General features: G+C 61.4%; 26 protein-coding genes. 14 read left to right on the top strand and 12 right to left on the bottom strand.

What is annotated here, in order from left to right; all coding sequences use genetic code 11:
* Positions 1-93: 93 nt before the first annotated feature.
* A complete protein-coding gene (locus BMX27_RS00720) occupies positions 94-627 on the bottom strand; it encodes an invasion associated locus B family protein (RefSeq protein WP_177172614.1) in 534 nt (177 codons plus the stop codon).
* A 169-nt stretch (positions 628-796) separates the two neighbouring features.
* Here BMX27_RS00720 and BMX27_RS00725 point away from each other — a divergent pair, with 169 nt between their 5' ends.
* Both BMX27_RS00725 and BMX27_RS00730 read left to right on the top strand, forming a co-directional pair.
* Positions 797-1,792, top strand: coding sequence for an asparaginase (locus BMX27_RS00725; RefSeq protein WP_090158022.1), 996 nt, complete (start codon positions 797-799; stop codon positions 1,790-1,792).
* Between the two features lie 10 nt (positions 1,793-1,802).
* On the top strand, positions 1,803-2,591 hold the full coding sequence (locus BMX27_RS00730) for an exodeoxyribonuclease III (RefSeq protein ID WP_090158023.1): 789 nt from the start codon (positions 1,803-1,805) through the stop codon (positions 2,589-2,591).
* Positions 2,592-2,663: 72 nt separating this feature from the next.
* Here BMX27_RS00730 and BMX27_RS00735 read toward each other — a convergent pair whose 3' ends face one another.
* On the bottom strand, positions 2,664-3,296 hold the full coding sequence (locus BMX27_RS00735; RefSeq protein ID WP_090158024.1) for a GDSL-type esterase/lipase family protein: 633 nt from the start codon (positions 3,294-3,296) through the stop codon (positions 2,664-2,666).
* Between the two features lie 99 nt (positions 3,297-3,395).
* Here BMX27_RS00735 and BMX27_RS00740 point away from each other — a divergent pair, with 99 nt between their 5' ends.
* From BMX27_RS00740 to BMX27_RS00750, 3 genes are read left to right on the top strand one after another with little or no spacing between them, the layout of a single operon-like run.
* Positions 3,396-4,298: a thioredoxin family protein gene (locus BMX27_RS00740; RefSeq protein WP_090158025.1), complete on the top strand. Its 903-nt coding sequence runs from the start codon at positions 3,396-3,398 to the stop codon at positions 4,296-4,298.
* 27 nt (positions 4,299-4,325) lie between these two features.
* The gene (locus BMX27_RS00745) at positions 4,326-4,964 is read left to right on the top strand and encodes an LON peptidase substrate-binding domain-containing protein (RefSeq protein WP_090158026.1); all 639 of its coding nucleotides are present in this window, start codon (positions 4,326-4,328) and stop codon (positions 4,962-4,964) included.
* Complete coding sequence (locus BMX27_RS00750) at positions 4,961-5,134, top strand: Trm112 family protein (RefSeq protein ID WP_083484199.1); 174 nt, start codon at positions 4,961-4,963, stop codon at positions 5,132-5,134. Before BMX27_RS00745 ends, BMX27_RS00750 begins: the two co-directional genes overlap by 4 nt.
* 265 nt (positions 5,135-5,399) lie before the next feature.
* Here the strand turns inward: BMX27_RS00750 and BMX27_RS00755 are convergent, their stop codons facing one another.
* Both BMX27_RS00755 and BMX27_RS00760 read right to left on the bottom strand, forming a co-directional pair.
* Complete coding sequence (locus tag BMX27_RS00755; protein WP_090158027.1) at positions 5,400-6,623, bottom strand: GAF domain-containing sensor histidine kinase; 1,224 nt, start codon at positions 6,621-6,623, stop codon at positions 5,400-5,402.
* A gap of 442 nt (positions 6,624-7,065) precedes the next feature.
* Entirely contained in the window at positions 7,066-7,752 is a 687-nt protein-coding gene (locus tag BMX27_RS00760; RefSeq protein WP_056029596.1) for a response regulator transcription factor, read from the bottom strand.
* A gap of 156 nt (positions 7,753-7,908) precedes the next feature.
* Between BMX27_RS00760 and ribA the strand changes: the two genes are divergently transcribed.
* Positions 7,909-8,979: a GTP cyclohydrolase II gene (ribA, locus tag BMX27_RS00765; RefSeq protein WP_090158028.1), complete on the top strand. Its 1,071-nt coding sequence runs from the start codon at positions 7,909-7,911 to the stop codon at positions 8,977-8,979.
* Here ribA and BMX27_RS00770 read toward each other — a convergent pair.
* Entirely contained in the window at positions 8,976-9,743 is a 768-nt protein-coding gene (locus BMX27_RS00770) for a bestrophin-like domain (RefSeq protein ID WP_177172615.1), read from the bottom strand. The two genes, ribA and BMX27_RS00770, sit on opposite strands and share 4 nt — an antisense overlap.
* Positions 9,744-9,825: 82 nt before the next feature.
* Here BMX27_RS00770 and BMX27_RS00775 point away from each other — a divergent pair, with 82 nt between their 5' ends.
* The 7 genes from BMX27_RS00775 (at position 9,826) to BMX27_RS00805 (ending at position 14,073) form a co-directional block, all read left to right on the top strand.
* Complete coding sequence (locus tag BMX27_RS00775) at positions 9,826-10,320, top strand: L,D-transpeptidase family protein (RefSeq protein ID WP_090158692.1); 495 nt, start codon at positions 9,826-9,828, stop codon at positions 10,318-10,320.
* Positions 10,321-10,386: 66 nt separating this feature from the next.
* Complete coding sequence (locus BMX27_RS00780; RefSeq protein ID WP_056030643.1) at positions 10,387-10,869, top strand: RNA pyrophosphohydrolase; 483 nt, start codon at positions 10,387-10,389, stop codon at positions 10,867-10,869.
* A complete protein-coding gene (locus BMX27_RS00785) occupies positions 10,866-11,321 on the top strand; it encodes a hypothetical protein (protein ID WP_090158030.1) in 456 nt (151 codons plus the stop codon). The genes BMX27_RS00780 and BMX27_RS00785 overlap by 4 nt, the downstream gene beginning before the upstream one ends.
* Positions 11,322-11,363: 42 nt before the next feature.
* Positions 11,364-12,218, top strand: coding sequence for an SDR family oxidoreductase (locus BMX27_RS00790; protein ID WP_090158031.1), 855 nt, complete (start codon positions 11,364-11,366; stop codon positions 12,216-12,218).
* A 57-nt stretch (positions 12,219-12,275) separates the two neighbouring features.
* A complete protein-coding gene (locus BMX27_RS00795; RefSeq protein ID WP_090158032.1) occupies positions 12,276-13,064 on the top strand; it encodes an ion transporter in 789 nt (262 codons plus the stop codon).
* A gap of 114 nt (positions 13,065-13,178) precedes the next feature.
* On the top strand, positions 13,179-13,817 hold the full coding sequence (locus tag BMX27_RS00800; RefSeq protein WP_090158033.1) for a hypothetical protein: 639 nt from the start codon (positions 13,179-13,181) through the stop codon (positions 13,815-13,817).
* Positions 13,818-13,857: 40 nt separating this feature from the next.
* A complete protein-coding gene (locus BMX27_RS00805; protein ID WP_090158034.1) occupies positions 13,858-14,073 on the top strand; it encodes a DUF2805 domain-containing protein in 216 nt (71 codons plus the stop codon).
* A gap of 57 nt (positions 14,074-14,130) precedes the next feature.
* Here BMX27_RS00805 and BMX27_RS00810 read toward each other — a convergent pair whose 3' ends face one another.
* The 7 genes from BMX27_RS00810 to BMX27_RS00840 form a co-directional block, all read right to left on the bottom strand.
* The gene (locus BMX27_RS00810; RefSeq protein WP_090158693.1) at positions 14,131-14,727 is read right to left on the bottom strand and encodes a LysE family translocator; all 597 of its coding nucleotides are present in this window, start codon (positions 14,725-14,727) and stop codon (positions 14,131-14,133) included.
* A 213-nt stretch (positions 14,728-14,940) separates the two neighbouring features.
* The gene (gene dxs / locus BMX27_RS00815) at positions 14,941-16,854 is read right to left on the bottom strand and encodes a 1-deoxy-D-xylulose-5-phosphate synthase (RefSeq protein WP_090158035.1); all 1,914 of its coding nucleotides are present in this window, start codon (positions 16,852-16,854) and stop codon (positions 14,941-14,943) included.
* A gap of 7 nt (positions 16,855-16,861) precedes the next feature.
* Entirely contained in the window at positions 16,862-17,725 is an 864-nt protein-coding gene (locus tag BMX27_RS00820; RefSeq protein WP_090158036.1) for a polyprenyl synthetase family protein, read from the bottom strand.
* Positions 17,725-17,964, bottom strand: coding sequence for an exodeoxyribonuclease VII small subunit (locus BMX27_RS00825; RefSeq protein ID WP_056029623.1), 240 nt, complete (start codon positions 17,962-17,964; stop codon positions 17,725-17,727). Before BMX27_RS00825 ends, BMX27_RS00820 begins: the two co-directional genes overlap by 1 nt.
* Positions 17,957-18,886 carry a histone deacetylase family protein gene (locus tag BMX27_RS00830; RefSeq protein WP_090158037.1) on the bottom strand — a complete coding sequence of 310 codons (930 nt, stop codon included), beginning with the start codon at positions 18,884-18,886 and terminating at the stop codon, positions 17,957-17,959. Before BMX27_RS00830 ends, BMX27_RS00825 begins: the two co-directional genes overlap by 8 nt.
* 165 nt (positions 18,887-19,051) lie before the next feature.
* Positions 19,052-19,753, bottom strand: a complete 702-nt coding sequence (locus BMX27_RS00835) for a response regulator (protein ID WP_090158038.1) — start codon at positions 19,751-19,753, stop codon at positions 19,052-19,054.
* Positions 19,743-20,255 carry a MarR family winged helix-turn-helix transcriptional regulator gene (locus BMX27_RS00840; RefSeq protein ID WP_056030646.1) on the bottom strand — a complete coding sequence of 171 codons (513 nt, stop codon included), beginning with the start codon at positions 20,253-20,255 and terminating at the stop codon, positions 19,743-19,745. The genes BMX27_RS00835 and BMX27_RS00840 overlap by 11 nt, the downstream gene beginning before the upstream one ends.
* 211 nt (positions 20,256-20,466) lie before the next feature.
* Between BMX27_RS00840 and BMX27_RS00845 the strand changes: the two genes are divergently transcribed.
* Positions 20,467-21,336, top strand: coding sequence for a branched-chain amino acid aminotransferase (locus BMX27_RS00845; RefSeq protein WP_056029632.1), 870 nt, complete (start codon positions 20,467-20,469; stop codon positions 21,334-21,336).
* Positions 21,337-21,416: the final 80 nt, after the last annotated feature.

The raw sequence follows: 21,416 nt of genomic DNA on the forward strand, positions 1-21,416 counted from the left end.
ATCAATACCCCTGTCGGCGTGAAGCCTGTCCCATATAAGCAAAAAGGCCCGGTTTCCAATGGAAAACCGGGCCTCGCAATTCTGTGACGCAGATCAGGACGCGCAGCGGTTCTCGGCCTCTTCGACGCCGGCGGTAAAGCCCAGCAGCGAAAACGTATCGGTCGTGATGTTGCCGCGACCTGACCGGCCACGCACGACAGCATCGGCACCGCGCTTCAGGGCCGCGACGACGCGGGCGTCATCCTCGGGGGTGGCGGGCCAGGCCCATTCACCTTCGGTAAAGAGCTGGAACGTGCTGTCACCGACCGTCAGATCCACGGTGGACCCCGATGCAAAAGGATAGCCGCCGGTGAATGTCACCTGTCCCTGCACGTTTGCGCCCGGGCGATAGAACACCATGAGGTAGATGTCGCCGCGCGTGCCGGTGGTCGGGTTGCCGTTGCCGTCGGTCAGCGTGCTGGATGTGGGTGCGGACACGCTGATGCATTCACGCGGGTTTTCCGCCTCGAACGTGCTCCAGTCCGTGTTGGCCGCGACCAGGTTGTCGGTGGTCTGCTGTGCCGCTGCCGGCATCGCCACGGCCAACATGCAGGCCAGTGTCGTCGCAAAGGTCGTTTTGTTCATCATGTCATAGGCCTCCAAGCTGCCCTTGCCTCATTCCGTATGTGCCGCACCGGTCTTGGCGACCTTTTCGTCTGGCGGCATCCTGTTCAACCAGATAGCCATGGGTCTAGCAAAAAACCGCCCAAACATAAAAGCCAATTCCACGCACAAAGCCGTGGGTGAAAGGACCAATATGTCATCCCCTGCCCCCCTGATCGAAGTTCACCGCGGCGACATGCTGGAGTCGCTGCACAGCGGCCATGCGGTCGTCTGCGACGACAGCGGCCAGATCGTGCAGGCCTGGGGCGACCCGATGGCGGTGATCTTTCCGCGGTCGTCGTGCAAGATGATCCAGGCGCTGCCCCTGATCGAGAGCGGGGCCGCCGATGCGCACGGGCTGACGTCGGAACAGCTGGCACTGGCCTGCGCCAGCCACCAGGGCGCGCATATCCATACCGACCGGGTGCAGGTCTGGCTGGACCAATTGGGCCTGAAAGACAGTGATTTCCGTTGCGGTCCGCAGTGGCCCGGCGATATCCCGGCCCGCAACGAGATCATCTGCGCCCATGCGCAGCCTTGCCAGATCCATAACAATTGTTCCGGCAAACACGCCGGATTTCTGACGCTGAACCGCCATCTGGGCGGTGCGGCGGATTATGAGCTGGTGGATCATCCCGTGCAGCAGGCGGGCAAGGCCGCGTTCGAGGAAGTGACCGACATGACCTCGCCCGGCTACGGGATCGACGGCTGTTCCGCGCCGAATTTCGCCACCAGCGTGCAGGGTCTGGCCCGCGCGATGGCCAGCTTTGCCAGTGCGGGCGACCGCAGCGACACGCGGTCGCAGGCGATGGTTCGGCTGACGCAGGCGATGACGGCGCATCCCGAACTGGTCGCGGGCGAGACACGCGCCTGCACCGACCTGATGCGCGCGATGGACGGCCGCGTGGCGATCAAGACAGGGGCCGAGGCGGTATTCGTGGCGATCATCCCCGAGCGCAAGATGGGCGTGGCGCTAAAGATCACGGACGGCAGCACGCGCGGTGCCGAGGCGGCGATTGCCGCGATCCTGGTGAAACTGGGCGTGCTGGACGCGGACCACCCCGCCACCCGTGCCCGGATGGTGCCCGAAATCCGCAACTGGCGCGGCACGCTGTGCGGCCATGTCCGTCCCACCCGCGCCCTGCTGTAAGGAGAGACCGATGTCATTCACACTCGCCACATGGAACATCAACTCGGTTCGCCTGCGCGAAGACCTGGTCGCGCGGCTGCTGCGCGACGAGGGACCCGACGTGCTGTGTTTGCAGGAATGCAAATCACCGATGGACAAGATCCCGACGGAACAATTCGAAGCGCTGGGTTACGTGCACCGCATCGGTCGCGGCCAGAAGGGCTATAACGGGGTGGCGATCCTGTCCAGAATGCCGATCGAAGAGGTGGGTGCCGCCGATTACGCAGGTCTTGGGCATGCGCGGCACATCGCCGGGCGGCTTGCCAATGGTGTGACGGTGCATAATTTCTATGTGCCGGCCGGTGGCGACAAACCGGACCGCGCGATCAACGCGAAATTCGGGCAAAAGCTGGATTATCTGACCGACATGCGCGACGCGTTTCACGCGCAAAGGCCGGCGCGCGCGATCCTCGTGGGGGATCTGAACATCGCCCCGCGTGAGGACGATGTCTGGGATCACAAGAAGCTGCTGAAGGTCGTGAGCCACACACCGATCGAGGTCGAACACCTCGCGCAGGTGCAGGACGCGGGTGACTGGGTCGACATCACACGGCAGGATATACCGCAGGGCAATCTGTATTCCTGGTGGTCCTACCGGTCGCCGGATTGGGATAGCGCCGACAAGGGCCGGCGGCTGGACCACGTCTGGGCCACGCCGGACATCGCGGGGTCCGCGCATTCCAGCCGGGTGCTGCGTGACGTGCGCGGCTGGGACCAGCCCAGCGACCACGCCCCCGTCTTTGCCACATTCGATCTGTAGAGCGGCCAAATTTTCGCGAAAATTTGGGGTGGGGCGCTGCCCCACACCCCGGTATATTTCGGACCAGAAGAATTAGGGCCGCAGGGCGGTCGCGACCGCTTTGGCGAGGGTTCTGTGGGCATCGGGATCGAAGTGTACACCGTCTTGGGCACTGACGGCGATGTGGTCTGCGGCGTTCAGAAATCCCGTGCCCCAGGTTGCCGCAAGATCACGATAGAGGGATGCGAGCGCCTGTGATCTTGCAGTCGCACCGTGAAAGACCTGACTGATGGGGCCGGTTTCCACGATGGGCGGCGGGCAGATCAGCAGGATGCCGAACCCGCCATGGCGCGTCTGCGCCGCGTCACCACAGGCAATGGCAATCAGGCCCGCGATACCCGCAGCGATCCCTGCGGGCGTTTGACCAAAGTGCGCCTTGCAGTCGTTGGTCCCGAGCATCAGCGTGAGCGTGTCGATGGGACCATGGCTGTTCAGGGCGATATGCAGGCCAAGATGGCCGTTCATATGCGCGCCCATTTCGGGGTCGCTGTCAGCGCGGGCGAGACGGCCAGGCAGGCCTTCTTCGATCAGGTCCGCATCCAGCGCGCGTGCCATCAGCGTGGGCCAGCGGGTGTCCGCGTCATAGCGTTCGTAGGTACCGCGCGTCACGATGGGCGGGGTGCCGTGGGTGTTGCTGTCGCCAAATGTCAGGATCGTGCGTGCCATGCCGCAGGCTAGACCCCGGTCGGATGCAGGTCAAATGCCTTGCCCCGGCCCGGTCGCGCCCACATATACGCGTGAGACAATATCAAAAGGAGACGCGGCATGATGGATCTGACCGCCACGCCCGAGACCCATATCATCGATGGCACCGACGCGACCTTTATGGCCGACGTCGTCGATGCGTCGATGACCACCCCGGTGATCGTGGATTTCTGGGCCCCCTGGTGCGGGCCGTGCAAATCGCTGGGTCCGGCGATCGAGGCTGCCGTGACCAAGGCCGGTGGCCGGGTCAAGCTGGTCAAGATCGACACCGATGCCAACCAGCAGATCGCGGCGCAATTGCGGGTGCAATCGCTGCCGACGGTCTATGCCTTCTGGCAAGGCCAACCGGTCGACGGGTTCCAGGGTGCGCTGCCGCCCTCCGAGGTCGACGCCTTTGTGACAAAGATCGCCGATATGGGCGGCGAGGCCGAGGATGACGGTCTGGCCGATGCGATCGCGGCGGCACAGCAGATGCTGGACGAGGGGGCCGCGGCGGACGCGGCGGAGACATTCGCCGCGATCCTGCAAGAGGACCCGCAGTCTGCCCCCGCCTATGCCGGTCTGGTCAGTGCCTATCTGGCGCTGGACGACGTGGATCAGGCCGAGGCCATCTTGAACGGTGCCCCTGCCGAGATCAGCCATGATCCCGCGCTTGAGGCGCTGGCAGCACGGATCAGCCTGCTGCGCGCGGCGGCCAACACAGGCCCCATTGCAGATTTGCAGGCAAAGGTAGAGGCAGATCCCGCAGACCACGCGGCGCGGCTGGAACTGGCCACGGCACTCTCCGCCAGGGGCGAGACACAGGCGGCGGTCGATCATTTGCTGGAATCCTTTCGTATGGACCCCTCGTGGAACGACGGCGCGGCCAAAGCCCAGCTGTTCCAGCTGTTCGACGCACTGGACCCCAAGGATCCGGTCGCGCTGACGGGGCGGCGCAAATTGTCGTCGATGATATTTGCCTAAGGTGCGGTGCAAGCTAAGTCATCGGACATGATGAACCGATCAGATCTGCCTGACACGATCCCGATTTTTCCGCTGCCCGGCGCATTGCTGCTGCCGCGTGGGCGGATGCCGCTGCACATCTTTGAGCCGCGCTATCTGGCCATGATCGAGGATGCGATGAAGACGTCGGACCGGCTGATCGGGATGGTCCAGCCGTTCGAGGCCCCCGGCAAGGAAAGCAGGCTGCACAGCATCGGCTGTGCGGGACGTCTGACAGCGTTCAACGAAACCGACGACGGGCGTTACATGATCACTCTGGCCGGCGTATCGCGGTTTCGCATCACCAAGGAGGTCGAGGGTTTCCAGCCCTATCGACGCTGCAATGTGAAGTGGGACGGATTCGCCCGCGACCTGGGCCCGGCCGAACATGATGACGGCTTTGAACGGGATGTGTTCATGGACATGCTGTGCCGCTATTTCGAGGATCAGGGCCTGAAAACTGACTGGGACCAGTTGGGCGATGCCGAGGACGAACTGCTGATCAATTCGCTGTCGATGCTTTGCCCCTTTCCACCCGAGGACAAACAGGCCCTGCTGGAGGCGCCGTCGTTGACGACGCGGCGCGAAACGCTGGTGACGCTGATCGAATATGCCCTGCGCGGCGGAAGTGCGGAGATGATGCAATGACGGTGTTCGACGGCCGTATGTTGGAGGCGCTGATCTGCCCGCAGACCCAAGGCCCGCTGAGCTATGACGCGCAGACCCAAGAGTTGATCAGCAAACGTGCCGGCCTCGCGTTTCCAATCCGCGACGGTATCCCGGTGATGCTGGTGGACGAGGCCCGCAAGCTGGATTGACCCTTTTTTGGAACTGGTGCCCGCGGGTGGATCATGCCATCGGTCTCGGGCTGATCGGCAGGTTTAAGCTCCCATTTCCAAATGCTACTCCGCAGAATTTTGAACGTGCAGAAAATCCAATCTGTTACTCGCGGCCCAATGCCGCCATTTGCTCCATGCCCCTGGGCTGGAATGCAACCGCACCAAACCGGCCGTTCACCCATGGCGCAGCATCTTTGACGGTTAGGCTCTGACAGCAGATAACAGCGGCCGTTGAGGCCTAAACTTAGGCAGCTACGTCCTGCTGGGTCGCTATTTCCAAAGGAACCAAGATCGAGAATGTCGAACCTTGGCCCAATTCGCTTTTAAGAGTGATTGTACCGTCCATCCGGTCGACCATACGCTTCACGATTGGCATGCCGAGGCCTGTTCCTCCGTAAGTTCTTGCTGTATTGGAGTCAGCCTGCTCAAATTCCTTGAAGATTTTCTCATGATGCTCTGGCGCAATACCAATGCCTGTGTCGACGACGTCAATGGCAACTTGGCCATAAGAATCTTCGCCAATGCTAACTGTGATAGAGCCGGTCTCCGTAAACTTGACAGCATTTCCTATCAAATTTTGCATAATGCTTTGAAGCATACCTTTGTCCGCTAGATACGTGTTGCCAGCGAGTTGATTGTTGACACTGAGAGTTATGGATTTTGAATCTGCAAGGCTCTGGAACTCGCTCAAGATATCACTGGCAAACTCTCCGATATCAATTTCTTCTTCTACAATTTCGTAGTGTCCAGCGTCAATTTTGGTCAGATCAAGTACATCATTGACGAATTTCAATAGCTTATCCGCTGATCGGTCAAGGATGGACATCAAGCTTTTCGATTTTTCTCCAGACTTTCCACTCTTTAGAAGTTTGATGGCGCCAACAATTCCTGTAACCGGCGTTCTGATTTCGTGAATCATATGCGCAATGTATCCACTGCGGGTTGCCATGATCTCTTGCAGGTCGACACGCGCTTTATGTTCCTCGAGGGCTGAGGTCCTCGCCCTCACGATATCGTCAACGCAGCGAGCCATGTATTCAAGGATATCTATTTCATGCTGCGTCCAATCTCGCGTTTTGTCAGACATGCAACAGACTGCGCCTATTACTTTTCCGGACACTGTATGGATTGGACTGCCGAGATAGGAACGCAAACCATTTTGGAGTACGAAATCATTATCCCGCGTTCGAGCATCCTCGAGCAAATTTGGAATTGCGACCGTCTGCTGGCTTATCTTTACATACTGACAGATTGATTCTTCGACGGGCATGTCGCGAACGGCGGGATCGTCAAAACAAGACCCTACGTATGTAGAGATGTATTGCCGGCCTTCTTGCGTTTCGAGAACCGAGACAAAAGAGATAGGTACACCAAACACTCGGCTTGCAAGAGTGTTGATGTTAACGAGGCTCTCGTCCATGCTGCCATGCAGCAACCCAAGCGCCTCGAACGTATACGTTTTCGCCATAGTGCTGCACCTTGTTTTTGGCTAGGTTGATCGATCGAGACAACATACTCCTGTCAAAGACTTAGAGGACACTTTTGGACATGAGATTGTGTTAGAAATGTGGCATTTCTTGGAGCTCGCGAAAAAGCTTGATTGGCTCATTTGACTAACTGCTGCACTGCGGCGATGCAGAGAACTTTCCCGTCTGTGAGGTATCCGAACGTCAGCCTCGAACTCTACGGCACGACCAGCATAAAGCCGCAGCGAATGGCCGCTCCCCGCCTTTGGTTTCGGTCCTGGCTTTCAGGCCAATCCAATTTCGCGGTTGCAGTTAAAGTCGGAAAAGTCCGCACAGCTAACATTGAAACCAAAGACACCTCGCATGGTTTTGCGAGGTGTCAGGTTGTCGGCAATTCAAGAAATGTCGCGGCATTTTTGGCGCGGTCGCGGCATGTGCTGCGCGTCAGCTGGAAAGACGGTAGCCGCCTTGTTCTGTGACCAGCAGACGGGCGTTGCCGGGGTCGGGTTCGATTTTCTGGCGCAGGCGGTAGATGTGGGTTTCCAGCGTGTGGGTGGTCACTCCCGCATTGTAGCCCCAGACCTCGTGCAGCAGCACGTCGCGCGGCACCACACCGTCAGAGGCGCGGTAGAGGAATTTGAGGATATTGGTTTCCTTTTCGGTCAGACGCACCTTGCGATCGTCCTCGGTCACCAGCAGTTTTTGCGCAGGCCGGAACGAATAGGGCCCCAGCTGGAATACCGCATCCTCTGATTGTTCATGGGTCCGGAGCTGGCTGCGCAGGCGGGCCAGCAGCACGGGAAACTTGAACGGTTTGCTGACGTAATCATTGGCACCCGCGTCGAGGCCATAGATTGTGTCGGCGTCGCTGTCCTGTGCGGTCAGCATGACGATGGGACATTTCACACCCTGCTTGCGCATCAGGCGGCACAATTCGCGGCCGTCGGTGTCGGGCAGGCCCACATCGAGGATAACCAGATCGTACAGTTGTTCCTTGACCTTGGTCATGGCGGATGCGCCGTCATCGGCCTCGAACACGTCGAAATCCTCGGTCATCAAGAGCTGTTCGCCCAACGCCTCGCGCAGATCGTCGTCGTCGTCGACAAGCAGAATTTTCTTTAACTGTGCCATCATCTACTCCGGTATTACTCAACGTCAGGTGTGGTCCGTCACAGGAACAACAACCAATGCTGCAAATAGTTCACACGGACGTGTGAATTGATGCCCCAATGTTTCAATCTGCCGCAGTTCATCCTAGATCACCAAGGGAACAGAGGATTACGCGCGATGTCATTGGCACCGGACAACACGGAACGTCTGGCACGGGCGCGTGCCGATCTGCGCATGGGGGTGCCTGTGGTTGTCGCAGGTGCGGGGGTCATGCTGGCCGCCGAAACGCTGGATGCCGCCCGACTGAACGCGCTGCGCGATCTGGGGGCCGCCGTGGCCCTGACCGACTGGCGGGCCAAGACGCTGAAGGTTGCAGCCTATGACGGCGACGTGGCGCGGATCGCGTTGCCGTCTGACACCAGCGTGGCTTGGGTGCGGGCGCTGGCCGATCCAAGCGACGATTTGCGCCACCCGATGAAGGGACCGCTGCGCGGCCTGCGAGAGGGATCGCCACTACTGGCGCGGGTTGCCGTGGCACTTTGCAAATCGGCGCGGTTGCTGCCTGCGGCGGTCATCGCGCCGCTGGATGATGCGACAGGCTTTGCCCAGGTACACGGGCTGACGGTCGTGGATGCCGATGCGGCACTGACGACGGCAGAGGCCGCTTTGCGGTCCATCACCAGCGCCCGTCTGCCGATTTCGGTGTCAGAGGCAGGCCGGCTGCACGTGTTTCGCCCCGATGACGGCGCAGAGGAACATTACGCCGTCGAAATCGGCAATCCGGATCGCAATGCGCCCGTGCTCGCGCGGTTGCATTCGGCCTGCTTCACCGGCGACCTGCTGGACAGTCTGAAATGCGATTGCGGCCCGCAGCTGCGTGCCGCACTGGCCCAGATGGGCGCCGAAGGCGCTGGCGTCCTGCTGTATCTGAACCAAGAGGGTCGCGGCATCGGTCTGGCCAACAAGATGCGGGCCTACGCGTTACAAGATCAGGGTTTCGACACGGTCGAGGCTAACCACCGGCTGGGATTTCATGACGATGAACGCGATTTCCGCATTGGTGCTGCAATCCTGAAACAGATGGGGTTCGGGGCGGTGCGGTTGCTGACGAACAACCCCGCCAAGATTGCCCGGATGGAGGATTCCGGTGTGCGCGTGGCCGAACGGGTCGCGCTGAAGGTGGGCGAGAACGCCCATAACCACGCCTACCTAGCGACCAAGGCGGCAAAATCCGGTCACTTGCTTTAATAGTGACCCATTTCACCTGCAAGGAGCTGGATGAACGCGGTTGGCGGTAGCGCCCCCGGCTGCGCAAAGGGATCTGAAAACGCATAGATGACATATAGGATGACACCGCTGTAGGCCCCGTAGAGCGACAGCAGCGACAGATGCAGGGGCGTTGGTGAATAGGTCAGATAGGGCACCGCAACCCAGACCAGTCCGATGATCGCAGCAAACCAAAAGAGCTCCGACAGGGTCCGCACGGCGCTGTTTTCGCGACTTTGCCGAAGCTCTGCGATAAGTTGGGATTTGGCGACCATGTGAGCACGTAGATCCGTCTGGCGCGGCGTTTCGGGATCCAGGTTCAGAACAGTCTGGTACACCTGCTCGCGCAGGCCCCACCCCTGTGCCGTCAACTTGCCGGTTTGTGACAGCGAGTCCCATTCGGTGCTGATCGCGTGACGCAGGTAGTCTGCCAACATGGTCTGCACCTCTTGCATCTGAGGGGTCTCGTACCGGCGTATGTCGTTGAAAATATCGGCAATGGCCGTTGCCTCACGCACCAGATCGGCGCGGATATCAGAATAGTCGGAGAGTTCCTGGGCAAAGACGAGGGCAAGGATCAACCCGTGCAGGGTCGCGACACGCAGCAGGACGGACCCGGCGAGTGTTTGGGTTTCGTCTGTTTGCTTTCCGCCCCAAATTGCGCGGGTGATCGCGTAGATCGCAATCACACCGACCGCGTTCGCCAAGGCAAAAACGCCCGCCATCACCCATTCATGTAGACTCATCGCCATCCCCGCTCTGTCCAAAGACAGGCTAGCCCAGCGCTTGGGGTCGGTCTATGCCTGCGATACCCAACACGAGGCACCCATGAGCCACGATGACCTGATCCTGACGCCGACCCACGTGCGATTTCGCGGACGTCGGTTTCCCTGCGCTATCGGGCGCGGCGGTCTGACGGATAACAAGGCCGAGGGCGATATGGCGACCCCGCGCGGTGTGCACCACATCGTCGACATGCTCTACCGCGCGGATCGCCTGGCGCGGCCTGCCTCCTGGGCACGTCCAATCGGGCCGCGAGATCTGTGGTCGGATGATCCGGCGCATCCCGATTACAACCATCTGGTGCGGGCCCCCTATGCGCACAGCTGCGAATCCCTGCGCCGCGCTGACCCCATGTATGACCTGATTCTGGTGACGGACTGGAATTACCCCGATGCCGTGCCGGGACGCGGGTCCGCCATTTTCTTGCATCAATGGCGCGGTCCGGGTCGCCCGACCGCAGGCTGTGTTGCCTTTCGGCGCGATCACCTGCGCTGGATTGCGGCACGGTTAGAGCCTTTCAATCGGCTTGTTATCGCTTAACGCTGGACCTTGGCTGCATAAATTTGCCAAACGAAAGGACATGCGATGAAACCTCAAGGCCAGTTTATGACCGACGCGCAAATCAGCGACCTGCCCTACCGCCCCTGTGTGGGTGTGATGCTGGTCAACACCCGCGGCCATGTCTGGGTCGGCAGCCGGTTGGACCGGGATGCAGACGCATGGCAAATGCCACAAGGCGGGGTCGACCCGGGCGAAACCTGCCGCGACGCGGCCCTGCGCGAGCTGTGGGAAGAAACTGGCGTATCCGACCGGCTGATTACCATCGAAGGCGAAACGGCAGGCCTGATCCGCTATGATCTGCCGCATGATCTGGTGGGCAAGGTATGGGGCGGCAAATACCGCGGGCAGGAACAGAAATGGTTCCTGTTCCGGTTCCACGGCGAGGACAGCGATATCGACATTGCAACCGAACATCCTGAATTTTCGGAATGGAAATGGATGCCGCGCGACCAACTGGTCGCCAATATCGTGCCGTTCAAACGGGCGGTCTATGAACAGGTGTTGGCTGAACTGGGTGCCAAACTGTGAAAGCGATCGCAGTGGCGCTGACGCTGGCGGGCACGCAGGCTGCAGCGCTCAGCTGCATTGCGCCCGACCCGCTGGAGGCCTTTGACCGTGCCAACGCCAGCACCGCCCCCTACCTGTTGCTGACGGGCCGGATCATGCTGAACCAGCCTGCGCCGGACCCGATCACGAAACCCGGTGTCTTTGCCGGACGTATCGAAGGGGTGGGCCTGTCGCAGACGGGGTTCGATGTGCCCTTTGCCGAGGATGTGCGCGTTGCCGTCAGCTGCGCGGGTCCGTGGTGCGGCGGCATTCCAACCGAGGACGACGTGCTGGTTTTCCTGAATGCCGAGGGTGACGTACCGACGATCGAGATCGGGGCCTGTGGCGGATGGATTTTCGCGGCACCCGATGCGGCCTTGCAGGACAGGTTGACCGCCTGCCTGAACGACGGAATGTGCGCGCCCGCTGACTAAGCGCACCTTGCACCCGGGGCCCAAGGGGGCGATTGTCCGGCCATGACACAAACATTGCTTTCATTCGGACACGGCTATTCGGCGCAGGCGCTGGAACGGCTGCTGTTGCCGCGCGACTGGCGCGTGATCGGCACCACGCGCAACGAGGACAAGGCCGCCGCCTTCTTGGCGCGCGGGGTCGAGCCGCGCATATGGCCGGGGGCCGACATCATCCCGGCGCTGGATGCTGCAACGCATTTGCTGATATCCGCCGCACCCGGTGACGACGGTGACCCGGTGTTGGCGGAACTGCACGACGCAATCGCGGCACGCGCAGGCCAGTTTGAATGGGTCGGCTATCTGTCCACCACGGGGGTTTACGGCGACCACGAGGGCGACTGGGTGGATGAAAACGCACCGCTGACCCCTGCGACCAAACGCGGTCAGGCGCGGGTCATGGCAGAGGCGGCATGGTCTGCGATCCCCGGTCTGCCGCTGCATATCTTTCGGCTTGCGGGGATCTATGGCCCCGGCAGGGGTCCGTTCGCCAAGGTGCGCAATGGCACGGCGCGGCGCATCATCAAGGACGGTCAGGTGTTCAGCCGCACCCATGTCGCGGATATCGCGCGGGTGCTGGCGGCGTCCATCGCCCGGCCCAACCCCGGTGCGGCCTACAACGTCTGCGACGATGACCCGGCCCCCCCGCAGGACGTCATCGCCTATGCCGCGGAACTGCTGGGCCTGCCCGTACCAGAGGCAGTGGCGTTCGAGGATGCGGAGATGTCTCCGATGGCGCGCAGTTTCTACGCCGAGAGCAAGAAAGTCCGCAACGACCGCATCAAGGACGAACTGGGGGTCGAACTGCTGTTCCCCGACTATCGCAGCGGGTTGCGCGCCTTGCTGGCGCAAGAGGGCTGAGCCTTGAAAACCATCCGGACGCTGGGCATATCGGCGCAAACCATGTGAAGGCCCGTCATGTCCCTGCGCACCACCCTTGCCCATCAGCTTGACCGTCGGCTGGTCCAGAATTTCATTCTGGGGGTTATCATTTTCAACGCGGTGCTGCTGGGACTGGAGACATCGGCGCCCGTCATGGCACAGGCAGGGCCGCTGATCCTGTTTCTGGATCAGCTGTGTTTGGCGATCTTTGTCGTGGAACTTACGATCAAGCTGTTCGTGCGCGGGCGCGATTTCTGGCGCAGCGGCTGGAACATCTTTGATTTCGTGATCGTGGGTATCGCACTTATTCCATCGTCGCAGGGGCTGTCGGTTTTGCGTGCCTTGCGCATCCTGCGGGCGCTGCGGGTGATTTCCGTTGCGCCATCACTGCGCCGCGTGGTCGAGGGGTTGGTGACAGCCCTGCCCGGCATGGCGTCGGTGTTCCTGCTGATGGGCATCCTGTTCTACATCGGGGCGGTCATGGCCACGAAACTGTTCGGCAGCGCGTTCCCCGAATGGTTCGGCACGCTGGGGCACAGCCTTTATTCCCTGTTCCAGATCATGACCCTCGAGAGCTGGTCCATGGGCATCGTGCGGCCTGTGATGGAGGTCTATCCGCTGGCCTGGATGTTCTTTGTTCCGTTCATTCTGGTCACGACATTCGCGGTGGTGAACCTGCTGGTCGGTCTGATCGTGAATTCGATGCAGGATGCGCACGCCGAAGAAGGCAACGCCGCCACCGACGCCTACCGCGACAGCGTCATGGCCAAGCTGGAAGACATCGAACGCCGGATCGGCGAAATGTCGGACAGAAAATCATCCTGACCCTGAAACTGGTTAAAGTGATTGGCAGAATTTCTGGCCTGCGCTGTTCAATCGCGCGATGATCTCGCGTAGGCGCCGAAAATTCGCCGTTTTCCATTCCTCAGACGTGGCATCATGACATCAACGGACACCACATCCGAAACCAGATCACTGCATCTTGCGACAGGGTTCGCCATTGTCGCCGCCGGGGTGATCGGCCTGGACTGGCTGATGCTGGGCGATGGCGGGTCGCTGACGCGCGAGGGCGGGTCGGTCGAAACGATGTCGATGCTGGGCTATATCTACGCGCTGGTGATTTATCTGTGGCGCGCGCGACCGGTGTTCTGGCCGGTGCCGGTGATCCTCCTGTTCATGGCAGCGCGCGAAGGCGATCTGGACAAGGCGCTGACCAGCGAGGGCATCCTGAGCACCAAGATCCTGCTGTATGACACTGCGCTGTGGGAAAAATCGCTGGCGGTCGCGATTTGGGTGCTGCTGATCGCGGCGCTGATCACGCTGGCGCGATACCGCGCGCCGCTGTTGTGGCGTGATTTGCGCCGTGGCGCACCCTGGGCGCTGCTGTTTCTGGCGGGGCTGTTCATCGCCGCCTTTTCCAAGACGATCGACGGGTTGGGGCGCAAACTGGGCACCTTTGGTGTGGAGGTCGCAACCGAGGTCGTTCAGGGCAGCGGCATCATCGAAGAGACATTGGAACTGCTGATCCCGATCCTCTTCGTCATGGCGATCTGCCTGCGGACCCGCAAACCGACCTGAACCGGGTTGCCGCAGGGACGCGCACCGCTAAGTCTGATTCATGTCCAAGACACCAGACCTGCCCCCCGACCATGTCAGCGGCATCATCGAGATGGCGCTGTCTGATCACGCAAGTTTTGCCGATATTCAGCGCGAATACGGGGTCAGCGACAAACAGGTCAAAACGCTGATGCGCGAAAACCTGAAGGCAGGCAGCTACAAGGCATGGCGCAAACGCGTGCGGGAATTCGGGGACAGGCGGGCGGTTTACAAATAAGCTAGATTTGCGTGAATTCGGTGACGGGCTGTCTGCACCTGCGCAAAGTTCAAAAGACTACGCCAGCAGCATCCAGATCGCGACTCCTGCCAGTATCGCGGCAAACGGCAGGTTCAGAAAACGTGCGGTATCCGGGCTACGCCAGCGCGCTGTCATGCCGTCGCCAAGGGCGGCATAGAGGGAGAACGCCACCGCGTTATTGACCGTGAAAACAGCTGCAATCCATATAACGGATGCAGTTCGATGCATGTCCACCGCACCTGCGAATTGGGTGAACATCAAGGCGATGATGAGATAAGCCTTCGGGTTCAGCAGAAGCAGGATCGCACCGTCCACGATGCTTGCAGGCTTTGCTTCGTTATTCCCCGACATCACACCGGCCCGCGCGAGTATCCACGCCAGATACAGAACGTAGGCTGCGCCTGCAAATCGGATGATCGCCAAGAACATCGGCGCTTCGCGCGATATCCAATCGAAGCCGAGCCCGATCCCAATCGTCACAACCAATGTAGCGGCATGGTAGCCAAGGTTCGCCGGGACCGTCGCACGAAACCCGAAACGCGCGCCATTGGCCGCAAAGAACATATTCCCCGGCCCAGGCGAATAGGCCAGCGGTGCAAGGAAAAGGATCAGGGCAATCGTAAGCTGCGTCATGTGCCCGAATCGATCATAGCCCACCGACGATAGCGACCCGAATCTTGCGCCTTTCGCGCATCGCATTCTCGGCGATGGTCCTGTCTGGATCTGACCCGCGGCGGTGTCTGAAACATCCAGACAGGTTGACCATTTTCGGTACGCGCGCATCACGAGAGTGCAGACGTCCAAGACGCCCAGGACGATGCTTTGCCCGTCAGCGCGCGCGCAATATCACGCGCGTTTGCTGATCACTTCGACGCCCATGACCTCGAGCACCTTGGCCTCGATATCCTCGGCGTTCAGACCGGCCATTGCATACATATCGGCCGGACTGGACTGGTCGATGAACGTGTCGGGCAGACACATGGAGCGGAATTTCAGGCCCTTGTCGAAAACGCCTTCGTCAGACAGCAGTTGCGCGACGTGGCTGCCAAATCCGCCCACGGCACCTTCCTCGATCGTGATCAGCGCGTCGTGATCGGCGGCCAGTTGCAGGATCATGTCGCGGTCGAGTGGTTTTGCAAAGCGCGCGTCAGCGATGGTCGGCGTGATCCCACGGGCCGACAGCGCCTCGGCGGCGGTCTGGACCTCTGACAAGCGAGTGCCGAACGACAGGATTGCCACGCCGCTTCCCTCCTGGATCATGCGGCCCTTGCCGATTTCCAGCGGCTGCGGGTTGCTGGGCATCTCGACCCCCACACCCTCGCCACGGGGGAACCGGAATGCAATCGGTCCGCTATCGTGCGCGGCGGCAGTGGCAACCATGCGCACCAGTTCGGCCTCGTCCGATGCGGCCATGACAACGATACCGGGCAGGTTTGCCAGGAATGCCACGTCAAAGCTGCCCGCATGGGTTGCCCCATCCGCACCCACCAGCCCGGCGCGGTCGATGGCGAAACGCACCGGCAGACGTTGCAGGGCAACGTCATGCACCACCTGATCGTAACCGCGTTGCAGGAACGTGGAATAAAGCGCGCAGAACGGTTTCATCCCCCCCGCCGCAAGCCCGGCGGCAAAGGTCACCGCATGCTGTTCCGCAATGCCCACGTCGAAACACCGGCTGGCATAGCGTTTCATGAATTTGTCCAGCCCGGTGCCGTCGGGCATGGCGGCCGTGATCGCACAGATCCTGCTGTCGGTATCCGCCAGCGCGATCAGCGCATTCGCAAAGACCGATGTATAGGACGGTGCGTTGGATTTCGCCTTTTGCACCTCGCCGGTGACGACATCGAATTTACCGCGCGCATGGCCCTTGTCTGCGGCGGTTTCGGCCGGGGCGAAACCCTTGCCCTTGGTCGTGATGGCGTGGATCAGGATCGGGCCGTCGGCGCGGTCCTTGACCGTGCGCAGCACCGCCATCAGCTGTTCCATGTCGTGCCCGTCGATGGGTCCGACATAGGAAAAGCCTAGTTCCTCGAACAATGTGCCGCCCACGGTCATATGCTTGAGCATGTCCTTGGCGCGTTTTGCACCCTCGCGCAGGGGCGGCGGCAGAAACGACACGGCCCCCTTGGCCGCGGCCTTGAGGTCCTGGAACGGCGCACCCGCATAGAGCCGCGACAGGTAGGACGACATCGCCCCCGTCGGAGGCGCGATCGACATTTCGTTGTCGTTGAGGATCACGATCAGACGCTTGCCCAGATGACCTGCGTTGTTCAGCGCCTCGTAGGCCATGCCGGCGGACAGCGACCCGTCACCGATGATGGCGACCGCATCACCCACGTCACCGCCCAGATCCCGCGCCACGGCAAAGCCGAGCGCCGCACTGATCGAGGTCGAACTGTGCGCCGCGCCAAAGGGATCATAGGGACTTTCTGACCGTTTGGTAAAACCTGACAACCCGTCCTTTTGGCGCAGGGTACGGATACGGTCGCGGCGACCGGTCAGGATCTTGTGCGGATAACACTGGTGGCTGACGTCCCAGATGATCTTGTCCCGGGGGGTATCGAACACGGCATGCAGGGCGACGGTCATTTCGACAACACCAAGACCCGCACCCAGATGCCCGCCAGTGACGGACACGGCACTGATGGTTTCGGATCGCACCTCGTCGGCCAGCTGTTGCAGCTTGCGGTTCGAGAGGTTTTTCATGTCGGCGGGGGATTGCACCGTGTCCAGCAGGGGTGTGTGCGGTCTGTCGGTCATGGTGTCCTCACTTGTCGCGCGCGATGACGAATCGCGCGGCTTCTTTCAAGGTATCGGCGCTGGACCCGTAATCGGTCAATGCGTCACAGGCGTTTTCCACCAGATCATGCGCCCGCGCGCGCGCACCATCGAGCCCCAGAAGTGACACGAACGTGGCCTTGCCCGCGTCAGCATCCTTGCCCACGGCCTTGCCCACGGTGGCGGCATCACCGGTCGCGTCAAGCACGTCATCGGCAATCTGGAACGCAAGGCCCAGCGCGTCACCGTAGGCCCGCAACGCGCTGATGTCATCACCCGCGATCCGCGGTCCGGCGCAGGCCGACCATGTGATCAGCGCGCCCGTTTTGCCTGCCTGCAACGTCGTGATCGCATCCAGGTCCAGCGGTGGACCCGTTTCCGCCGCGATATCCAGCGCCTGCCCCAACACCATGCCGCGCGCCCCCGCCGCCTGCGCCAGGGTCAGCGCCAGGTTGGCGCGCGCCGCGTCAGACACGCCAGATCCCGGTTCGCAGACCAGTTCGAACGCCAGTGATTGCAACGCGTCACCCGTCAGGATCGCCGTTGCCTCATCCCACTTGCGATGCACGGTCGGCTGGCCACGGCGCAGGTCGTCGTCGTCCATCGCCGGCAGATCGTCATGCACCAGACTGTAGGCATGCACCGCCTCGATCGCGGCGGCAGCGTGGCCTGCCAGATCACCGACGCCGTGCAGGCGCGCGCCCTCGCGCACCAAAAAGGCCCGCAACCCCTTGCCGCCCTGCACCGCATAGAGCATCGCATCACGCAGCGGCACATCGGCCCCCGGTGCCAGCGCCGTCTCGATCAGCCGGATCGCGGCAGAGGCATCAAGCGCCAGTTGATTGGTGAACATCACGGATCAAGCGGACCCAGACCGGCGGCCTGCCCATCGGGGCCGACGGTGATCTTGGCGACCTTTTCCTCGGCCTCGGACAATTTCGCCTCGCAGCGTGCCTTGAGTGCTGCACCGCGTTCATACAGCGCGATACTGTCGTCCAGTGCCACATCGCCACGTTCCAGCTGGCCGACGACGCGCTCCAGTTCCTTGATCGCATCCTCAAAGGTCATTTCGTTCACTGGCGTATCAGCCATCGCATCGCTCCCTCAAAACCTTGACATGGGCCGCCGCAGAGGCGCCCAGCGCCGTCAGGTCATAGCCGCCCTCCAGACAGGACACCACCCGCCCGGCACAGAACGCATCGGCCAGATCACACAGTTGCGCGGTGATCCAGGCAAAGTCATCCTCGACCAGTTCCAGCCCCGCCAGCGGGTCGGCGGCATGGGCATCGAACCCGGCCGACATCAGGATCAGCTCGGGTTTGAAATCCCGCAGGCGCGGCAGCACATGATCGTTCATGGCGCGGCGAAAACCGGCACCGTCCGTGCCCTCGGCCAGCGGTACGTTGATGACGTTATCCGCAACGCCGGTTTCATCGGCGCGGCCAGTGCCCGGATACAGCGGGCTCTGGTGCGTCGAACAGAACAGGATGCGCGGATCGTCCTCGACCAGATCCTGCGTGCCGTTGCCATGATGCACGTCGAAATCGACGATGGCGACGCGGCCCAGCCCGTGATGATCCAGCGCGTGTTTGGCGGCGATCGCCACGTTGCCGAAAAAACAGAACCCCATCGGCGTCGTCTTTTCCGCGTGATGTCCGGGCGGGCGCATCGCGACGAAAGCGTTCTGCGCATCACCCCCCAGCACCATGTCGACCGCGCGGACCGCACCGCCCGCGCAGCGCCAGATCGCGGCCAGAGTGCCGGATGACATATGGGTGTCGGCATCCAGCGACACCCACCCTTCGGCAGGGGCAGCACGGCGCAGCGCCTCTAAATGAGACCGCGGATGAACGCGCAACACGTCATCCTCGGCCGCCATCGGTGCAGTGACGCGGTTCAGGTCCATTTCAGCCAGGGCCTGCGCCACGGCGTCCATGCGGGCGACCTGTTCGGGATGGCCGGGCGGCGTGACGTGATCCAGACAATCGGGGTGTGTGATCAAAACTGTTTTCATGACCACAGCAAACCCTGCCCCGCGTCAAAGGACAAGTGCATCATCTTGCCAAAAATACTCAAAATCACGCGGCCACAGATCCGCTGTCGCCATGACGGGCTCAGGCTGCAAGGCGCGCCAGAATAGACCTGCGCGCGACAGCGCGCTCCGCTGTTTCAAACCATCCTAATCGGGCGACAGCATGTAGCCTGCACCACGTACCGTTTGCAGGTAGCGCGGTTGTTTGGGGTCAGGTTCGATCTTGCGGCGCAGGCGGGTGATCTGCACATCCACCGCCCGTTCCTGTGTCTGTCCACCCGACCGGCTCAGTTCCTCGACCAGTTGTTGACGGGTCACCGGTTCATTAGGGCGCGCGGCAAAGATGCGCATCAGATGGCTTTCCGTGGCCGTCAGGCGCAAGGGACCGGCGGCATTGCTGATTTCGCCCCGCGTGATGTCGTAGGTATAGCTGCCAATCGCCAGTTCGGTCAGCGCGATCGGCTGCGCTTCTTCCTTGGGCGCGCGCCGCAGGATGGCATTGATGCGCAACAGCAATTCCTTGGGTTCGAACGGTTTGGCCAGATAATCATCGGCGCCCGCCTCCAGTCCCGCGATCCGGTCCGCGGTTTCGCCGCGTGCTGTCAGCAGCAGGACGGGCGTGCCCAGCTGCGACCGCAGGCTGCGACAGAAACTGATGCCATCCTCGCCCGGCATCATCACGTCCAGCACGATCAGATCGAATTCCAACCCCGCCAGCAAACGGCGCGCATGGGCCGCATCCCGCGCCAAGGTGACCCGGAAACCGGACCGCACAAGGTATTTGCGCAGCAGGTCGCGGATGCGTTCATCATCGTCGACGACCAGCAGGTGCGGTGCATCAACGTCCATCGGGTTGATCCACCATTGCCTGATACTGGCGTCGCATATCGTCGTCCATCATCGCTTCCAGCACCTCTCTGAAACCCGCAACGGCGGCTGGCCCTGCGGCCCGGTAGGCGGCTCGCATCCGTTCTCGTTGCGCATCCGACAGGCTGCGTTCCAGCGCCGCCCCTTCTGGCGTCAGATGCAGGTGCCGTTCACGCCGGTCGCGCGCGCCAACGGTGGACGACACAAGGCCGTCCGCGATCAGCGTGCGCAGGACACGGTTCAGCGACTGCTTTGTCACCCCCAGGATCGACAACAGGTTGTTGACCGTCGTGCCGGGGCTGCGGTGAATGAAATGAATGGCCCGGTGATGCGCCCGGCCATAGTTCTTTTCGGCCAGAATGCGGTCGGGATCGGCGGTAAAGCCACGGTAGGCAAAGAACATCGCCTCGATTCCCTTGCGCAGCTGATCATCGGTCAGGAACAGCAGGCTGCGGCCTGCGGGGGCAGTGGTGTCAGAGGCCATGAATCCCAACTTCTCGCGAACTTTTCGCCGTTATAGGGCAATCCGACGCCGCAATAGAAGATTTTTAAGACAGCAGATTGCGACCGTGCCCGAAATACGTCAGCCTTGTTGACATGACTGACGGCAGTTGCTACCGAACGCGCATCATTTACGCAACATTATGTCCGAACCGGAACTATTCGCGACATAAACGCAAAACAGAGGGTGGAACATGGAAGGCTCATACGCAGATCACGACGGCAAGATCTGGATGGACGGCAAGCTGGTGGACTGGCGCGGGGCGAATGTCCATGTGCTGACCCATGCGCTGCACTATGCCTCTTCCGTATTCGAAGGCGAGCGTTGCTACAACGGCAAGATCTTTCTGGATCGCGAACATGCGGAACGTCTGCATTTCTCGGCCAACTGCCTTGATTTCCAGATCCCCTACACGGTCGAGGAACTGATGGCCGCCAAGGCCGAGGTGCTGGCAGCCAACAACCTGACCGACGCCTATGTGCGCGCCTTTGCCTGGCGCGGGGCCGGGCCCGACATGGGTGTCGCATCCGCGCGCAACCCGGTGCAGGTGGCCATCGCGGCCTGGCATTGGGGCAACTATTACGGCGACGCGAAAACCAAGGGTGCCAAGCTGGACATTGCCAAATGGAAACGCCCCAGCCCCGAAACCATCCCGCATCAGGCCAAGGCAGCGGGTCTGTACATGATCTGCACCATGTCCAAGCACGCAGCCGAGGCCAAGGGATGTTCGGACGCGCTGATGTTCGACTATCGCGGCTATGTCGCTGAATGCACAGGCGCGAACCTGTTTTTCGTCAAGGACGGCGAAGTGCACACGCCGCTGGCCGATTGTTTCCTGAACGGCCTGACCCGCCAGACCGTGATCAAGACGCTGCGCGCCAAGGGCGTCACCGTCCATGAACGGCACATCATGCCCGAAGAGCTGGAAAGCTTTCAGCAATGCTGGCTGACCGGCACCGCGGCAGAGGTTACGCCAGTGGGCCAGATCGGTGACTACAACTTTGAGGTTGGCGCGCTGACGCTGGACATCGCCAGCGACTACGAAAAACTGGTCCGCGCCTGATCGTCTGACCCGGCACGCCCAGGCCCGCCCTCGTAACCCGGGGGCGGGCCTTTTGTATCTGGGGCAAGCTGCTTGACGCG

Source organism: Loktanella sp. DSM 29012 (assembly GCF_900110705.1).
Taxonomy (GTDB): domain Bacteria; phylum Pseudomonadota; class Alphaproteobacteria; order Rhodobacterales; family Rhodobacteraceae; genus Loktanella; species Loktanella gaetbuli.